Raw genomic sequence first — 16,404 nt, forward strand, 5'->3', positions numbered from 1 at the left:
CATCGAGTACATCGAGTACATCAACGGCAGCCTTATTGCCCGTTCTGCATCGTGCCGTTATTCATCCCGTTGTTCATATTGGCACCGGTGCCCGTGCGCGAACCATTGTGCATTCCATTGCTCATATTGCCGGTCGAACGATTGGTCGATGGACTATTCGGTGTCGCGCCGGTGCCGGTGCCCATCCCGCCGCCGGTGCCCGTTACGCCCGGCGAGCCGTAGCCGGAGTCGTGCGGCGTCTTGATCGAACCGGGGCCGACGCCCGGGGTGGCAGTGCCGCCCGCGCCGCCGGTCGTGCCGCCGCCGGCGCCGACGCCATTACCGGCGCCGGCTCCTGCACCCGCACCGCCGCCGGCTCCGCCTGCTCCTGCACCACCGGCTTGCGCATACACGCCGCCGGATAACGCCATCACGAGCGCCGAAGCCAGAATAGTGGTGGTCATGCGTTTCATGATTCACCTCCACGAAAAGGATTGAATTCACGCAAGCGCTTTGCCGCTCGCATGCATCACTCGCCGCAAGGGCTATGCCTTGGAAATAAAGATAGACATCCGAAGTAATTTGCAATGAGTAGGATCGGCGATCGATCGACCGGTCGAGCTCCGACATTCCCCACCGGACAAAGCCATAAACAACGCACATTGCGATCTTCTATCGCGCGCAATAGTTACCGCTCCATTCAAGCGAACAAGGTAAAAGAATCCGATTTCAAATCGCTAATTCAATCGCCCCTACAGCGCGGCGTAAAAGTTGCTTGCACAACCTGCTCGCAGCATTGTGAAGCTCAGCACGTGCGTGCTAGAGTCCGAGGGGCTCGGGCAAACGAGCCGTCAACACGCGCACAAAAACGCCGAACGGCGCGCAACGTGCCGGTCGCTATAACGATTAGGGGAGTGTGTATGGAAACGCTAGGCGGAGTGCGTCTCGCCCAAATTTTCAATGATCGGCAAAACGAACTCGCGGGCGAGTGGGTCGCGCAGCAGTTCGCGATCGCCGCACGCCGCGGCGGCATCAGCGAAGCACAGTTGCGCAGCCAGTTCATGCAATTCGTCGCGCTGATCTGTACCGCGTTGAGTTCGTCGGATCGCGTCGACTTTCGCACCGCGCAGTGGGACGAAGTGCGCAGCCTGCTCTCCGAAATGTCCGCGCAACGCGCGCGCCAGGGTTTCACGCCGGGCGAAACCGCGATGTTCGTGTTCTCGCTGAAAGAGCCGCTGTTCACGCGGCTGCGCGAAGCCCTCGGCACCGACGGAGTGAAGCTGGCCGAACTCACCTGGACCGTCAGCACGCTGTTCGATGCGCTGGGCCTCTTCACCACCGAAGTATTCCAGGTCAGTCGCGAGCAGGTGATCGTGCGTCAGCAGCAGGAACTGCTCGAACTGTCGACGCCGGTCGTGCAGCTTTGGGAAGGCATTCTCGCGCTGCCGCTGATCGGCACGCTCGATTCGGCGCGCACCCAGGTCGTGATGGAAAGCCTGCTGCAGAAGATCGTCGACACCGGCGCGTCGATCGCGATCATCGACATCACCGGCGTGCCGACCGTCGATACGCTGGTCGCCCAGCATCTGCTGAAGACCGTGGCCGCCGCGCGGCTGATGGGCGCCGACTGCGTGATCAGCGGGATTCGTCCGCAGATCGCGCAGACCATCGTGCACCTCGGCGTGAATCTGTCGAACGTGATCACCAAGGCCACGCTCGCCGACGCGTTCGTGGTCGCGCTGCAGCGCACCGGCAAGTCGGTGTCCGGCATTGCGCCGCGTGCGCAGATGCCGGGCGGCGCCGGCGCGGCGAACCCGGGCGCGAACCTCAATCCGTACACCGGCGATTGACGCCGGCCCGCACGCATCTCAACCGGATTCATCGATGGAACGCATTCCGATTTTGCGGATGGGCAAGTTTCTGCTCGTGACGATTCAGGTCGACATGCACGACCGCCTCGCGATGACATTGCAGGACGATCTGACGAGCCGCATCGTCAAGGATCGCGCGAAGGGCGTGCTGATCGACATCTCGTCGCTCGACGTGGTCGACTCGTTTATCGGCCGGATGATCGGCGAGACCGCCGCGATGGCGCGCGTGCTCGACGCGGAAACGGTGGTGGTCGGCATGCAGCCGTCGGTGGCGATCACGCTGGTCGAACTCGGTCTCGCGTTGCCCGGGGTGCGCACCGCGCTCAACGTCGAGAAGGGCATGGCGTTGCTGACCGGCGCGGCTGAGCTTTGAGCGCGTTCTTCGGTCAGCCGCCCACGAGCGCGCCACTTGCCGCCATGACGAGCCCCAATGCCCCGACACTTGCCGATGGCCAGCCGCCCGACGAGGCGCTGCCGGTCCGCTCGGACGAACAGATCGTGCGGCTGCGGCGCTACGTGCGCGAGAAAGCGGTTGCGCTCGGCCTGTCGCTGATCGATCAGACCAAACTGGTCACCGCGGCGAGCGAACTGGCGCGCAACACGCTCACGTACGGGCGGGGCGGCGACGTCTATATCTACACGGTGCAGCGCAATGGCCGGAGTGGTTTGCGGCTCGATTTCATCGACACTGGCCCGGGAATTGCTGACATCCAGCAGGCGCTGACCGACGGCTTCACCAGCGGCAACGGTCTGGGTCTGGGACTGGGCGGCGCGAAGCGCTTGTGCGACGAATTCGAGATCCGCTCCGCGCCTGGCGAGGGCACCCATATTTCAATTACCAAATGGAAGCCGTTCTGAATCAATCGAGCGCGATGCAGCAGCGCTTCGAAATCGCCGATCCCAGTCAGATTTCATTTGCCCGGCGGGGAATCGGCGAGCTCGCGCAACGCGTGGGTTGCAGCGAGACCGCGATCGGCAGACTGGCGATCGTCGTGACCGAATGCGCGACCAATCAGCTCAAGCATGCGCAGCGCGGCGAACTGCTCGCGCGGACTTTGCACGCGCTGGCGCCGGACAGTTCGCCGGCCGCGCGCGCCGGCGTCGAACTGCTCGCGATCGACAACGGTCCCGGCATTCACGATCTGCATGCGTGCTTCGTCGACGGCTATACGACGGCCGGCAGTCCGGGCACCGGGATGGGCGCGATCAACCGGCTCGCCGACGAACTCGACGTGTGGAGCGCGCCGGGGCTCGGCACGATTTTGCGGGTCGTCGTGTGGGCCGACGGCGGCGCCGCAACAAACAGCGTAGCGAACAGCGTGACGAATGGCGCAACCAATGGCGCGGCAACCACGGCGGACCCGGCCGCGCCGCTCGCCGAATTCGCCGCTAGCACTGGCAGCCACGCCGGCAGCCACACCGCCACCGCCACGCCGCCGGTCGAATACGGCGCAATCAATCTGCCGCTGCAAGGTGAAATCCTGTGCGGCGACGGGTGGTCGTGCGGCTACGCGGATGGCGAATTCACGGTGATGGTCGCCGACGGTCTCGGCCACGGCCCGCTCGCGCATCAGGCCGCGCGCGCCGCGGTCGATAACTTCGCGCAGCTGGGACCGTCGAGCGTCGAACAGATCGTCGTCGCCGCGCATCAGGCGTTGCGTCCGACGCGCGGCGCGGCGCTCGGCGTCGCGCGCATTCCGCTCGGCGCGAATGGCGGCGAGCCGCCGCAGCCGGGCAGTACGGGCGCGAACGCGGCCGCGCGGTTCTGCGGCATCGGCAACATCGCCGCGAGTGTCTGGACCCCGCACGCGCATCGTCATCTGGTTTCGCACGCGGGCATTGCCGGTCATCAGATGCACAAGGCGCAGGCGTTTCAGGTCGACTGGCCGGACGATGCGCTGCTGATCCTGCATTCGGACGGACTCGCGACGCGCTGGGATCTGAGCCGCTATCCGGGTTTGACCTTGCGTCATCCGGCGTTGATCGCGGCCGCGTTGTACCGCGACTTCGCGCGCGGCCGCGACGACCTGACCGTGTTCGTCGCGCGCGTGCCGCGTAAGGAGTCCGTATGAAGGCCGCGCTGCTGCACACGCTGCCGCTCGACGGCGAACTCGCGACGGTCGCCGCGCGCCGCTTCGCGCGCGAATTCGGCGAGGCGCTCGGCTTTGCGATGCAGGATCGCACGCGGATCGCGACCTCGGTGCTCGAAGTCGCGCGCACGGTGCTGGCCGCGACGCGCGCCGGCCGCGTCGAGTTTCGCTTCGACGAAACGGCCGAACCGCAGGCGCTGCAGATCGTTGTCATCGCGCCCGCGACGCCGCTCGCGCGCCTCACCGCGACGCCCGTCGCCACGCCCGACGCGCCGGCTCCGGTCGCGCTCGGCCTGCTGGCCGCGCAGCGTCTGATGGACGCGTGCCGGTTCGACGAGGCCGACGGCGACGCGCTGCTGACGCTGACCATGCAACTGCCGGAACAGGCGCCGCGGGTGAGCGCGGCGGCGCTGAGCAAGGTCCTGAACGCGCCGGCCGCGAAAGTGCCGCTCGGCGCCGAGGTGTCGGTCGAGGAAGTGCAGCGGCAAAACCGCGAACTGGCCGCCGCGCTCGCCGATCTGCACGAACGCAACGACGAACTGATGCGGCTCACGCGCGAACTCGAGGACACCAATCGCGGCGTCGTCGCGCTGTATGCGGAACTCGACGAACGCGCGCTGCATCTGCGCCGCGCCGACGAAGCGAAATCGCGCTTCCTGTCGAACACGAGCCACGAATTCCGCTCGCCGCTGTACTCGATCCGCGCGCTGTCGAAACTGCTGCTCGACCGCGTCGACGGCGAGCTGACCGACGAGCAGGCCAAGCAGGTGCGCTTCATCCGCAAGGCCGCCGAGGAGTTGTCGGAGACCGTCGACGATCTGCTCGACATCGCGAAGATCGAAGCCGGCAAGATCGAACTGAAGCCGGTCGAATTCGAGGTCGCCAAGCTGTTCTCGGCGTTGCGCGGAATGATGCGTCCGCTGCTGCCGGCGAGCGACGTCGAGCTGCTGTTCGAGCCGTGCGACGATCTGCCGGTGATCTGCACCGACGAAGGCAAGGTCGCGCAGATCCTGCGCAACTTCATTTCGAATGCGCTGAAGTTCACCGAGCACGGCGAGGTGCGCGTGCGCGCCACTTACGACGACGCCGCGCAACGGATGATCTTCGCGGTCAGCGACACCGGCATCGGCATCGCGCCCGAGCATCAGCAAAGCGTGTTCGAAGAATTCGAGCAGGTCGAGAATCATCTGCAGAACCAGGTGAAAGGCACCGGGCTCGGGCTGCCGTTATGCGACAAGCTGTGCCGCCTGCTCGGCGGCGCGGTCGGTCTGACGAGCGAGCTCGGCCGTGGCTCGACCTTCACCGCGACGCTGCCGATCCGGCTACCGCACAACGCGGGCGGCGCATCACGCGCGGCAGCGCCGCCGGGCATGACCGGCACGCCGGGCGAAAGCGTGACCGGCACGAGCGGCGGCCAATCATGACGCGCCGCGCGCTGCGTTACGCCACCCGTGCCGCGACGCGCCCGCGCCTCGCGCGGCGGCGTGCCGCCCGGCAGGCCTTCCTCTACGGACTTGCATTTCCATGACCGACGCGAACGCCAATCTGATCCTGAACGTCGACGACAACGAAGGCGCTCGTTACGCGAAGACGCGGATCCTGTCGCGCGCGGGCTTCGAGGTGATCGAGGCCGGCAACGGCGCCGACGCGATCGAACGCGCGCGCATTTCGCAGCCGGATCTGGTGCTGCTCGACGTCAATCTGCCGGACCTGAACGGCTTCGAAGTATGCCGCCGGATCAAGGCGGCGCCGGAAACCGCGGGCGTGCTGGTGATCCATACGTCGGCGGCGGCGGTCGCGAGCATGGACCGCGTGCGCGGTCTCGAAGGCGGCGCGGACAGTTATCTGACCGAGCCGATCGAACCGGACGAACTGATCGCGCAGGTGCGCGCGCTGCTGCGCGTGCGCCGCGCGGAAGGCGCATTGCGCGAAAGCGAGGAGCGCTTCCGGCAGATGGCCGAGAACATCGACGACGTGTTCTGGATGCTCGATCCGGCGAGCGCGCAGCTGCTGTACGTGAGTCCCGCGTATCGGCGCCTGTGGGGCGATGCGGCGCACGAACCGACGCCCACCTCGCGCCACTGGGCCAACCATATTCATCCCACCGACTCCGCCGCGGTCGAGCAGGCGTATCGCGCGCTCGCGACCGGCATTGCGTACGAGATCGAATACCGGATCGTGCGGCCGGACGGCGAGACGCGCTGGGCGGTCGAGCGGGCGTTTCCGGTGCGCGACGCGCGCGAACGCATCTACCGGCTGGCCGGCATCGTCAACGACATTTCCGACCGTAAGGCGAACGAAATGATTCTGCGCGACGCCGACCGCCGCAAGGACGAGTTCCTCGCGATGCTCGCGCACGAACTGCGCAATCCGCTCGCGCCGATCCGCAATGCGATCGAACTGCTCGACCCGGCCCGCACGCCGACCCAGCAAAGCTTCGAAGCGATGCGGGCGGTGATCGGCCGGCAGGTCAAACATCTGAGCCGCCTCGTCGACGATCTGCTCGACGTCGCGCGCATCACGCAAGGCAAGATCACGTTGCGCCAGGAAATCGTCGAACTGTCCGCCGCGCTCGAAGCGGCGATCGAAACCGTGCGGCCCGCGCTGAACCGCAAAGGCCATACGCTGAGCAGCGCGTTGCCGCACGAGCCGGTGTTCGTGCTCGGCGACAGCGTGCGGATCGCCCAGGTGCTCGGCAATGTATTGTCGAACGCGGTGAAGTACACGCCGCCGGGCGGCGACATTCGCGTCGAAGTGCGCGACGCGCAGAACGACGTGCTGGTCAGCGTGCGCGACAACGGCGTCGGCATCGCGGCCGAAACCTTGCCGCACATCTTCGATCTGTTCGTGCAATCGGAGATATCGCTCGAACGCTCGGAAGGCGGGCTCGGGATCGGCCTGCCGCTCGCGCGCACGCTGGTCGAATTGCACGGCGGCCAGATCGAAGCGTTTTCGGCGGGACCGGGGCGCGGCAGCGAGTTCGTCGTGCGCCTGCCGTTGACGCGCATCGAGCGCGCGGCCCGGCCCGCGCCGGCCGTCGAGCCGGCCCCGCCGCAGGACGCCGGTGACGCGCTGCGGGTGCTGCTGGTCGACGACAGTGTCGACGCGGCGCTCGCGCTGTCGCTGGTGCTGCAGGCGGACGGCTACGACGTGCGCGTCGCGCACGAGGCGGACAGCGCGCTGGAACTCGCCGCGCAGTTCGAGCCGCAAGTCGTGCTGCTCGATCTCGGCCTGCCCGGCATGGACGGCTTCCAGCTCGCGCAGGAGATGCGCCGCCGCGCGGCCACCGCCGGCGCGCTGCTGATCGCGGTGACCGGCTACGGCCAGGCGACCGACCGGCAGCGCTCACGCGAGGCCGGCTTCGATCATCATCTGGTCAAGCCGGTGTCGATCGAAGAGATCCAGAACGTGATCTCGAGCCGCTTTCCGGCCGCGCACCGCCACCCGCTCGGTTAGCCACCCGCTCCGATAAGCGCCGCACGCGCTGCACGCTTTCGCGCTTTCCATTACATTGCGGAAGCGGCGCGCGCGCGCACGCCGCTTTCTCTTTTCCAACAGCGGTGTCTGCCCTTATCGAGTCCATGCAGCCAATCGTTTCCGTCACTAATCTGTCGAAAATCTATGCCAGCGGTTTTCAGGCACTGAAGAACATCAATCTGTCGATCGACCGCGGCGAAATCTTCGCGCTGCTCGGTCCGAACGGCGCCGGCAAAACCACACTGATCAGCATCGTCTGCGGGATCGTCAACGCGAGCGAAGGCCACGTGACGGTGGACGGTCACGACATCCGCACCGACTATCGCGCCGCCCGTTCGCTGATCGGCCTCGTGCCGCAGGAGCTGACCACCGACTCGTTCGAAACCGTGTGGGCCACCGTCTCGTTCAGTCGCGGCCTGTTCGGCAAGCCGGCCAACCCGGCTTACATCGAGAAGGTGCTGCGCGACCTGTCGCTGTGGGACAAACGCAATAACAAGATCATCACGCTGTCGGGCGGCATGAAGCGGCGCGTGCTGATCGCGAAGGCGCTGTCGCACGAACCGCGCGTGCTGTTTCTCGACGAGCCGACCGCCGGCGTCGACGTCGAATTGCGGCGCGATATGTGGAAGCTGGTGCGCTCGCTCGCGGCCAGCGGCGTGACGATCATCCTGACTACTCACTACATCGACGAGGCCGAGGAAATGGCCGACCGCATCGGCGTGATCAACGCGGGCGAGATCATGCTGGTCGAAGAGAAGACCGAACTGATGCGCAAGCTCGGCAAGAAGCAGCTGACGCTGCAACTGGACAGCCCGCTCGACGCGCTGCCGGCCGCGCTGGACGGTTACGGGCTCGCGCTCGCGAAGGGCGGCAACGAGCTGATCTACACCTACGAGGGCGACGGCGGGCGCACCGACATCATCGCGCTGCTGAAAGCGCTCGATGACGCCGGCATCCGTTTCAAGGACCTGCACACCACGCAGAGTTCGCTCGAGGACATTTTCGTCAGTCTGCTGCGGGGGGAGCAATGAACATCTACGGAATGCGCGCGATCTACAAGTTCGAAATGGCGCGCACGTGGCGCACGCTGATGCAGAGCATCATCGCGCCGGTGATTTCGACTTCGCTGTACTTCGTCGTGTTCGGCTCGGCGATCGGCTCGCGCATCAAGGAAGTGGAGGGGATCAGCTACGGCGCGTTCATCGTGCCGGGGCTGATCATGCTGTCGTTGCTGTCGCAAAGCATCGCCAATGCGTCGTTCGGGATTTACTTTCCGCGCTTTACCGGCACGATCTACGAGCTGTTGTCGGCGCCGGTGTCGTATCTGGAGATCGTCGTCAGCTATGTCGGCGCGGCGGCCACCAAATCGATCCTGCTCGGCCTGATCATTCTCGCGACCGCGGGCCTGTTCGTGCCGTTGCAGATCATGCATCCGTTCTGGATGGTGCTGTTTCTGGTACTGACAGCGGTGACCTTCAGTCTGCTCGGTTTCATCATCGGCATCTGGGCGGACAGCTTCGAGAAGCTGCAACTGGTGCCGCTCCTGATCGTCACGCCGTTGACGTTTCTCGGCGGCAGCTTCTATTCGGTCAATATGCTGCCGCCGTTCTGGCGCACCGTCACGCTGTTCAATCCGATCGTCTATCTGGTCAGCGGTTTTCGCTGGAGTTTCTTCGAACTCGGCGACGTCGATGTCGGCCTCAGCCTCGGGATGACGCTGCTGTTTCTCGCGGTGTTTTTGCTGATCGTCGGCTGGATCTTCAGGACCGGTTACCGTCTGAAGAGCTAGGCGCGTCGATGCCCAGGCATGCTGTGCCGCGCGACACGGCATGCGACACTGGCGTTCATCCCGACTACCGGAGCCGCGAGTCACCATGTCCACTGATTTGAGTCTGATCGGGCGCAGCGCCTGCGAAATCGTCGAACTGTTGCGCACCGAAGAGGTGAGTCCGCACGATCTGCTCGATACGCTCGCCGCGCAGATCGAGCGCGTCGAGCCGCAGGTCAATGCGCTGCCCACACTGTGTTTCGAACGCGCGCACGCGCATGCCGATGCGCTGCTGAAAAAGCCCGTCGCCGAGCGCGGTTTGCTGTGCGGCTTGCCGGTGCCGATCAAGGATCTGACCGACGTCGCCGGCGTGCGCACCACGCGCGGCTCGCTGGTCTATCGCGACCGCGTGCCGGCAACGTCGGACGCCGGCGTCGCGCTGCTCGAAGCGCGCGGCGGCGTAATCTACGCAAAATCGAACACGCCCGAATTCGGTTCGGGCGGCCATACCTACAACAGCGTGTTCGGCATCACCCGCAATCCGTGGGATCTGTCGCGCTCGGCCGGCGGTTCGTCGGGCGGCGCGGCGGCCGCGCTCGCGTCCGGCACCGCGTGGGTCGCGCAGGGCTCCGACCTCGCGGGCTCGTTGCGCACGCCGTCGGCGTTCTGCGGGGTGGTCGGGATGCGGCCGACGCCGGGCCGCGTGTCCTACGCGCCGGCCGCCGATCCATACGGCACGCTCGGCATCCACGGGCCGATGGCGCGCAACGTGACCGATACCGCGCTGCTGCTCGACGCGATGTGCGCAGAAGTAGACGGCGCGCCGCTGTCGCTCGCCGCACCCGCGACGCCGTTCCTCACCCATGCGCGCAACCCGCGCCGGCCGGCGCGCGTCGCGTTCAGCGCGGGGCTCGGCATCGCCACCCCCGAGCCGGAAATCGCCGCAATCTGTCTCAAAACGATGGACCGGCTCGCGGCGAACGGCATCGGCGTCGACGAAACCGATCTCGATCTGAGCGCGGCGAACCAGGCGTTCCACACACTACGTGGGATCGCGTACGCGACGAACTACGAAGAAGTGCTCGCGCAGCATCGCGACGTGCTCAATCCGAACGTGGTCTGGAACATCGAGTTCGGCCTGCAACAGGACAATCAGGCGATGCGTTCGGCATTGCGCACCCGCGCCGCGCTGTTCCAGCGGCTCGACACGTTGCTGCAACGCTATGACGTGCTGATCTGCCCGGCGTCGATCGTGCTGCCGTTCCCGGTTGAAATGCGCGACGTGCGCGAGGCCGCGGGCCGCCATTTCGACACCTACATCGACTGGCTCGCGATCACCTATGCGCTCACGCTAACGGGCATGCCGGTGATCGTGATTCCGTGCGGGATGAGCGCGAGCGGTCTGCCGGTCGGCATCCAGATCGTCGGCCGGGTGCGCGGCGAGGCGGCGCTGCTGTCGGCGGCGCGCGCGATCGAGGAGATCGTCGGCGAGTGGGCGAACGGGAAACCTCAGGTATCCTGATCTAAACCGGACGGCGATGAAAAGAAAAGGGCGTGGCGGCTGCGGCCGACACGCCCTTTTTACGTCGATGCCACCGCGCGCTTACGACAGATAAGCCTGCGCGACGTTGATCAACTGCACGCGGTTGCGCACGTTGAACAACTGCCGCAAGCGGCGCAGATGATAGTCGACGTTATGCGGCGACAGTCCGAGGAAGTACGCGATTTCCTTGTCCCGCTGCCCCTGCACGACCGCCCGCAACACCGCGTGTTGCAGCTTGCTGAGCGCGACGCTCTGCGGTTGCGCGGGCGCGACGCCGATCACGCTCTTCGCGTGAGTCCAGATGAACTCGTGCAGCGCGTGCGCGAACATCAGCGTTTCCGCGACGATCGACTCGGTCATCCAGCGCGGGTTGCCGATTTCCGAGTTGAAACACAGACACGCTCGCAGTTCCGGCTCGGGCAGCGGCATCTGGATCAGAATCCCGCTCTTGCGGCCGGCGGCGTCCAGCATGTCGATCAGACTGCCGAGCCGTTCGCTGCGCACCTGCGCGCGCGGCAGGTCGGCGCGCATGTCGGCGGTATTCCACAGCAGCGGCAAGCCGGTCGGCGACGCCAGCGCGACGCGCGGATCGAGCTCGAAATAACGCTCGCGGAAATAGCGCGTGAGCCACGCCTGCGACTCGTAGCTGGACAGCACGTACATCGTCTTGTGATGCGCGGACGTGCGCGTGGCCGTGTAACTGAACGAGTCGAAGCCCAGGTGCCTGATGCGCTGGCGCACGAACTCGATCCGGTCCTGGGTGCTGCCGAACCGTCCGAGCGGACCGGTCAGCGGGGCGCCGCGGCGCGCGGCGGGTGGCGGGGTGCCGATTTCCTCCTCGGTAAACAACGTGAGGAAGCCAGCCCGGGCCGCGCCTTGCGCTGCCCGGACCGACGTCTTCGATGCATCAGCCGCGTGGGCTGACTTCGCGCCATCGCGCGTGCCGGCCGGGTAGGCCGGTTGAGCGGACGGCGTTGCTGGGTATGCTGCCGACGCGGGTCCGGCTGCGCCTTGCGGCGCGCCGGTCAGCCATTGCGGCAGCGTATCGCATTCATGTTCCATGAAATGCTAGCTCCGGATTTCTAAACGCGTGAAAGACGACAAGCTCGATGATTAGCAAATTTTTGAGATAACAGAGGGCGGTTCTTTGCTATCATTTTTGAGATAAAGCAGTGACAGTGGACCGGCAATACGTCTGCGGCGGCGTTTCTCCTTTCGCAGGTTGTTCTTTGCGTTGGCTCCTTCCATACGGCACCTCCTTTTGAGGGGATGTGATGGCGCGAATTCCCCGCCTCACCGTGACACTCGGGTACGACCGCTATAGAGCGGGACAGCGGCTCGAGCGTCTCGAACGCGGTGCGGGCGTGCGCCGGCGAAGCGCCAGTCCGCGCGCGCGGCACCCGGGATGCGTGCCGCCGCTGCCGGTGTCATGGCGCTGGCATTCGCCCGGCGACGGGTCGCAGTCGATCGGGCGCGCACACGCGAGCGCGCGCTGCTCGCCGGCGCCGCGCAACCGCTGAGGCTGGACACGTTGCGTGCGCCGACGATCAGGCGCTCGCCGACGGGTCGCCGAGGCCGGGCTAAGCAGTTTTCAGTTTGCGCGGGTGTGTCGTCACGAGACCGGCGAGACGCCGCATCGGTTCGTCACGCGCATAGGGCTCGACGAGCCGGCGCGCCGTTACGCGCCACCGCTCCTAGCGTGCTGCACATCGCGCTCGAGGTTGGATTCGAGAGTGCCTGTCATTTCTCCGTACAGTTCAAGCGGGGCTAATCGTGTGACGCCGCTCGCCTACCGGTTGGGCGGTTGATACGAATGGCGCTCCGGGCCCCCGCCCGCGCTCATCCGTCGCAAAGCCGGCAACTCGCGCCGCGCGGTGATTGCCGCGGGCAGGGCCGGTATTGCTTACCGATTGTAATCTTGTCCTATCGCAGTGTGCGTTGCATTGCGCAGCTTGCAAACTACGAAGTTTCGGGGCTGCCCGGCGCGCGATCTGGCACGTTGGTCGCCTGCGACGTGCGCGAGCGGGATACACAGGTCGAACTGGCCTGACCAGTGGGCCGGTAACTGTACCTGTCGAAGGCTTGCATCGGACGACAGAATGGCGCTCGCGAGACTTCGCCCCCGAGCATGGCCGACCGATCCCCCTTCAATTCGTCACACGGATACCCAGCGATGACCCGACTCAAGATAACCGCCTGCGGCCATACCTTCATTGCCGAAACCCACCCCGATGCGCCGCAGACGGTGGCCGCGTTCCTGAAACTGCTGCCGTACCGGCAGAAGCTGATCCACGTGCGCTGGAGCGGCGAGGGCTGCTGGGTGCCGCTCGGCGATTTCAAGCTCGAAAACGACGGCGTCGCGGTCGGCTTCGAGAATCACACGAGCCATCCGTCGGTCGGCGACATCCTGTTCTATCCGGGCGGCTATAGCGAGACCGAAATCATCCTCGCGTACGGCTCGTGCTGCTTCGCGAGCAAGCTCGGACAGCTCGCGGGCAATCACTTCCTGACCATCGTCGAGGGCAAGGAAAAGCTGCGCGAACTGGGCGTCAAGGTGCTGTGGGAAGGCGCGCAGGACGTCGTGTTCGAAAAGCTCTGAACGCTGCTGCGCGGAACCGCGGCATGCCGTCGCCGGGCACAACCGATGCTTGATTGAAGGGCCGCGCGCGTTTCGACCTTCGTCGCGCGCCCGGCACATCGGGCTGTCCCGCGAGGAGGCGCCATGCGATGTATCGATGAGCGGTTCCGCACTGTAGTTTTTGCCATCACCGTGGCGTTGCTGTCCGCATGCGGCGGCGGTGGCGGATCGGATCAAGGCAATGCGTCGGCGCCGCCCGCGCCGGCGACTCCGCCCGGCGGCGTCAGCCTGCAGGTCGTCTCGTTCGGCGACAGTCTGTCCGACGTCGGCACCTATGCGCCGCTCGCGAGCGTGGTGGGCGGCGGGCGCTTCACGACCAATCCCGGCCAGGTGTGGGCGCAAAACGTCGCGCAGTACTACGGCGATACGCTCGCCGCCGCGTACACGATCGACGCGACCCACAAACTGAGCGCGCAAAGCGGCCTCGGTTATGCGGAAGGCGGCGCGACGGTGGCGACGCCCGCCAATCAGAACGACTATCTGACCGACGTGATCGGCAATGTCGAAATGCCGGTCAATCAGCAGCTATCGAGTTATCTCGCCGCGCACGGCAGTTTCAACAGTGGGCAACTCGTGCTCGTGTGGGCCGGCGCGAACGACGTGCTGCGCGCCGGCACGCCGCCCGCCGCGACCGCGATCGTGCAGACGGCGGCCACTACGCTCGCGCAACTGGTCGCGCAGATCGTGCAGAACGGCGCCGCGCACGTGGTGGTGATCAATCTGCCGAATATCGGCCTTGCGCCGAAGGGACTCGCCGCAACGGATGGCGGCGCGAATCTGACCCAGTTGTCGCAACTGTTCAATCAGACCTTGAACGCGGCGCTGCAAACCGAAGGGATTCAGGCGAAAGTAATCGAGGTCGATTCGTTTAGTTGGACGAATCAGACGATCGCGAACTTCCAGGCGAACGGCTTTGCCGTGTCGAACACCGGGCAGGCCTGCGACCCGAATAAAACGCCGAAAGACACTTCACTGCTGTGTTCGCCGGCGACTTATGCAAGCGCCAATGCGGATCAAACGTATATGTTCGCCGACGATCTGCATCCGACCACGCACATGCATGCGCTGTTCGCGCAGTACGTCGAGCAGCAGATCGCGCACAGTGGGTTGGGGCGGTGAGGACGGCTGCGCAATGAGCCGGTGGGAGAGGGCTACTTCTGCTACTTCTATCCGCGCCGCGCCTTGCAAAAGTGCAGGAGGCGCGGCGCGCGTCACTTCAGTTCACATCACTTGAACAGCTTCATCGCCTGCGTCAGCGTATTGATCACGCCCCACGCGAGCGGAATCATCACGTACAGCCAGAACACGGCGAGCTTCGCCTTGTTGGTCGGATGAGCGGTTTGAACGGTCGACATGCGGATCTCCTTACGCGCCCTTGGCGACTTGTGCGTCGGTCATGTGGTGCTTCTCGTCCACGCGTTTGACCAGCAGGTTGCAGATAAAGCCGATCACCAGCAGCACGGCCATGATGTGCACGGTCATCGTGTACGCGTCCGCCTTGGCGACGCCGTTCGCGACTTCGTACGCGCGGATGTAGTTGACCAGCACCGGACCGGCGACACCGGCCGCGGCCCACGCGGTCAGCAGACGGCCGTGAATGCCGCCGACGAACGCGGTGCCGAACATGTCGGCGAGATACGCCGGCACTGTCGCGAAGCCGCCGCCGTACATCGACAGGATGATGCAGTAGGTCAGCACGAACAGCGCGATCTGGCCGTTCGACGCGAAACTCGGCACCAGGTAGTACAGCACCGCGCCCAGCACGAAGAAGATGAAGTAGGTGTTCTTGCGGCCGACCCAGTCGGAGGCCGACGCCCACACGAAACGCCCGCCCATGTTGAACAGCGACAGCAGCCCGACGAAGCCCGCGGCCGCGGCCGGCGTCACCGTGTCCTTGAAGCTCTCCTGAATCATCACCGAAGCCTGGCCGAGAATGCCGATGCCGGCCGTCACGTTCAGGAACAGCACCAGCCAGATCAGATAGAACTGCGGGGTCTTCAGCGCCTGATCGATATGCACGTGATTGCGCGTGATCAGACGGTGCTGCGTTGCCGCGGGCGGCGTCCAGCCGGCCGGCTTCCAGTCCGCCGGCGGCACCCGGATCGCCAGCGCGCCGATCGTCATCGAGATGAAATAGACGATGCCGAGCACGACGAAGGTCTCCGCCACGCCGACGCTCGTCGCGCTGTGGAAGTGGTTCATCAGCGCGACCGACAACGGCGCGGCGATCATCGCGCCGCCGCCGAAGCCCATGATCGCCATCCCGGTCGCCATCCCGCGGCGGTCCGGAAACCAGCGGATCAGCGTCGACACCGGCGACACGTAGCCGAGCCCGAGCCCGATCCCGCCGATCACCCCATAGCCGAGATAAAGCAGCACGATCTGGTGCAGATACACGCCGAGCGCGGATACGAGGAAGCCGCCGCCGAAGCAGCATGCGGCGGTAAACATCGTGCGGCGCGGGCCGACGTGTTCGAGCCATTTACCGGCGAATGCCGCCGACAGACCGAGAAACACGATCGCCAGCGAGAAGATCCAGCCCAGTTCGGTCAGCGACCAGTCGCCGGGCGCGGACTGGTTGATGCCGACTACCTTCGTCAGAGGTCCGTTGAATACGGAGAACGCGTAGGCCTGGCCGATACACAGATGCACGGCGAGGGCGGCGGGCGGCACCATCCAGCGCGAAAAACCGGGTTGCGCGACAGTCGCCTGTTTGGAAAAGAACGGGGCTGGGCCGTGCTGGCCGCTCGGCTCACTGATACTACTCATGGTCGTCTCCTTGGGAGGGAATTCTTTGTTATCGGCGCTTAATACAGATTTTTTAGGCGTGTGATGTAAATAGGCGGGCCAATCTCGCCCTTTTTAATATGTATTTTTATTTCATATGACCTGGTTCGAGTGAGCGGAAATGGCGCCTGGCTCGACAATAGGCCGCGTAGAACGGCTGCGCAATATGAAGTACGACGACATAAGGTGTGGTCCCGATGAAATGTCGCCGTAATCGGAGCGGCTGTGCAAATCGTGGGAAAAGCAGACTG

15 protein-coding genes are annotated in these 16,404 nt (G+C 65.3%); 11 read left to right on the forward strand and 4 right to left on the reverse strand.

Translation table 11 applies throughout. From position 1 onward, the window contains the following. Nucleotides 1–32 precede the first annotated feature (32 nt). Nucleotides 33–452: a hypothetical protein gene (locus BTH42_RS35570; protein ID WP_075303620.1), complete on the reverse strand. Its 420-nt coding sequence runs from the start codon at nucleotides 450–452 to the stop codon at nucleotides 33–35. 447 nt (nucleotides 453–899) lie between these two features. On the opposite strand from BTH42_RS35570, the gene BTH42_RS23780 reads away from it, so the two are divergent. From BTH42_RS23780 to BTH42_RS23820, 9 genes are all read left to right on the forward strand, one after another. Beyond that, nucleotides 900–1,829 (forward strand): STAS domain-containing protein, encoded by a 930-nt coding sequence (locus tag BTH42_RS23780; RefSeq protein WP_083654885.1) that lies wholly within the window; start codon nucleotides 900–902, stop codon nucleotides 1,827–1,829. A 34-nt stretch (nucleotides 1,830–1,863) separates the two neighbouring features. Beyond that, nucleotides 1,864–2,223: an STAS domain-containing protein gene (locus BTH42_RS23785; RefSeq protein WP_075303621.1), complete on the forward strand. Its 360-nt coding sequence runs from the start codon at nucleotides 1,864–1,866 to the stop codon at nucleotides 2,221–2,223. Between the two features lie 44 nt (nucleotides 2,224–2,267). Beyond that, on the forward strand, nucleotides 2,268–2,708 hold the full coding sequence (locus BTH42_RS23790; RefSeq protein WP_075303622.1) for an anti-sigma regulatory factor: 441 nt from the start codon (nucleotides 2,268–2,270) through the stop codon (nucleotides 2,706–2,708). After that, complete coding sequence (locus tag BTH42_RS23795) at nucleotides 2,693–3,922, forward strand: ATP-binding protein (RefSeq protein ID WP_075303623.1); 1,230 nt, start codon at nucleotides 2,693–2,695, stop codon at nucleotides 3,920–3,922. The genes BTH42_RS23790 and BTH42_RS23795 overlap by 16 nt, the downstream gene beginning before the upstream one ends. Continuing rightward, on the forward strand, nucleotides 3,919–5,364 hold the full coding sequence (locus tag BTH42_RS23800) for a sensor histidine kinase (RefSeq protein ID WP_075303624.1): 1,446 nt from the start codon (nucleotides 3,919–3,921) through the stop codon (nucleotides 5,362–5,364). The genes BTH42_RS23795 and BTH42_RS23800 overlap by 4 nt, the downstream gene beginning before the upstream one ends. A gap of 100 nt (nucleotides 5,365–5,464) precedes the next feature. Then, complete coding sequence (locus BTH42_RS23805; RefSeq protein ID WP_075303625.1) at nucleotides 5,465–7,396, forward strand: response regulator; 1,932 nt, start codon at nucleotides 5,465–5,467, stop codon at nucleotides 7,394–7,396. Nucleotides 7,397–7,521: 125 nt separating this feature from the next. Beyond that, nucleotides 7,522–8,448, forward strand: coding sequence for an ABC transporter ATP-binding protein (locus BTH42_RS23810; protein WP_075303626.1), 927 nt, complete (start codon nucleotides 7,522–7,524; stop codon nucleotides 8,446–8,448). Then, the gene (locus BTH42_RS23815) at nucleotides 8,445–9,206 is read left to right on the forward strand and encodes an ABC transporter permease (protein WP_075303627.1); all 762 of its coding nucleotides are present in this window, start codon (nucleotides 8,445–8,447) and stop codon (nucleotides 9,204–9,206) included. The genes BTH42_RS23810 and BTH42_RS23815 overlap by 4 nt, the downstream gene beginning before the upstream one ends. Nucleotides 9,207–9,291: 85 nt before the next feature. Beyond that, nucleotides 9,292–10,707: an amidase gene (locus BTH42_RS23820; protein WP_075303628.1), complete on the forward strand. Its 1,416-nt coding sequence runs from the start codon at nucleotides 9,292–9,294 to the stop codon at nucleotides 10,705–10,707. Between the two features lie 81 nt (nucleotides 10,708–10,788). Here BTH42_RS23820 and BTH42_RS23825 read toward each other — a convergent pair whose 3' ends face one another. Next, nucleotides 10,789–11,790, reverse strand: a complete 1,002-nt coding sequence (locus BTH42_RS23825; protein WP_075303629.1) for a LuxR family transcriptional regulator — start codon at nucleotides 11,788–11,790, stop codon at nucleotides 10,789–10,791. A gap of 1,111 nt (nucleotides 11,791–12,901) precedes the next feature. Here BTH42_RS23825 and BTH42_RS23840 point away from each other — a divergent pair. Both BTH42_RS23840 and BTH42_RS23845 read left to right on the forward strand, forming a co-directional pair. Continuing rightward, a complete protein-coding gene (locus BTH42_RS23840) occupies nucleotides 12,902–13,327 on the forward strand; it encodes a DUF3830 family protein (protein ID WP_075303631.1) in 426 nt (141 codons plus the stop codon). 123 nt (nucleotides 13,328–13,450) lie between these two features. Further along, on the forward strand, nucleotides 13,451–14,485 hold the full coding sequence (locus BTH42_RS23845) for an SGNH/GDSL hydrolase family protein (protein ID WP_075303632.1): 1,035 nt from the start codon (nucleotides 13,451–13,453) through the stop codon (nucleotides 14,483–14,485). A 107-nt stretch (nucleotides 14,486–14,592) separates the two neighbouring features. Here the strand turns inward: BTH42_RS23845 and BTH42_RS23850 are convergent, their stop codons facing one another. Together BTH42_RS23850 and BTH42_RS23855 are read right to left on the reverse strand one after the other, a co-directional pair. Beyond that, nucleotides 14,593–14,721 (reverse strand): oxalate:formate antiporter, encoded by a 129-nt coding sequence (locus tag BTH42_RS23850; protein ID WP_075303633.1) that lies wholly within the window; start codon nucleotides 14,719–14,721, stop codon nucleotides 14,593–14,595. 10 nt (nucleotides 14,722–14,731) lie between these two features. Further along, nucleotides 14,732–16,135: an OFA family MFS transporter gene (locus BTH42_RS23855; protein WP_075303634.1), complete on the reverse strand. Its 1,404-nt coding sequence runs from the start codon at nucleotides 16,133–16,135 to the stop codon at nucleotides 14,732–14,734. Between the last annotated feature and the right edge of the window lie 269 nt (nucleotides 16,136–16,404).

The organism is Burkholderia sp. SRS-W-2-2016 (genome assembly GCF_001931485.1).
Lineage (GTDB): Bacteria > Pseudomonadota > Gammaproteobacteria > Burkholderiales > Burkholderiaceae > Paraburkholderia.

Coding starts and splice junctions, on each gene's coding strand:
- BTH42_RS35570 (WP_075303620.1), bottom strand. CDS start 452: ATGAAACGCATGACCACCACTATTCTGGCTTCGGCGCTCGTGATGGCG.
- BTH42_RS23780 (WP_083654885.1), top strand. CDS start 900: ATGGAAACGCTAGGCGGAGTGCGTCTCGCCCAAATTTTCAATGATCGG.
- BTH42_RS23785 (WP_075303621.1), top strand. CDS start 1,864: ATGGAACGCATTCCGATTTTGCGGATGGGCAAGTTTCTGCTCGTGACG.
- BTH42_RS23790 (WP_075303622.1), top strand. CDS start 2,268: ATGACGAGCCCCAATGCCCCGACACTTGCCGATGGCCAGCCGCCCGAC.
- BTH42_RS23795 (WP_075303623.1), top strand. CDS start 2,693: ATGGAAGCCGTTCTGAATCAATCGAGCGCGATGCAGCAGCGCTTCGAA.
- BTH42_RS23800 (WP_075303624.1), top strand. CDS start 3,919: ATGAAGGCCGCGCTGCTGCACACGCTGCCGCTCGACGGCGAACTCGCG.
- BTH42_RS23805 (WP_075303625.1), top strand. CDS start 5,465: ATGACCGACGCGAACGCCAATCTGATCCTGAACGTCGACGACAACGAA.
- BTH42_RS23810 (WP_075303626.1), top strand. CDS start 7,522: ATGCAGCCAATCGTTTCCGTCACTAATCTGTCGAAAATCTATGCCAGC.
- BTH42_RS23815 (WP_075303627.1), top strand. CDS start 8,445: ATGAACATCTACGGAATGCGCGCGATCTACAAGTTCGAAATGGCGCGC.
- BTH42_RS23820 (WP_075303628.1), top strand. CDS start 9,292: ATGTCCACTGATTTGAGTCTGATCGGGCGCAGCGCCTGCGAAATCGTC.
- BTH42_RS23825 (WP_075303629.1), bottom strand. CDS start 11,790: ATGGAACATGAATGCGATACGCTGCCGCAATGGCTGACCGGCGCGCCG.
- BTH42_RS23840 (WP_075303631.1), top strand. CDS start 12,902: ATGACCCGACTCAAGATAACCGCCTGCGGCCATACCTTCATTGCCGAA.
- BTH42_RS23845 (WP_075303632.1), top strand. CDS start 13,451: ATGCGATGTATCGATGAGCGGTTCCGCACTGTAGTTTTTGCCATCACC.
- BTH42_RS23850 (WP_075303633.1), bottom strand. CDS start 14,721: ATGTCGACCGTTCAAACCGCTCATCCGACCAACAAGGCGAAGCTCGCC.
- BTH42_RS23855 (WP_075303634.1), bottom strand. CDS start 16,135: ATGAGTAGTATCAGTGAGCCGAGCGGCCAGCACGGCCCAGCCCCGTTC.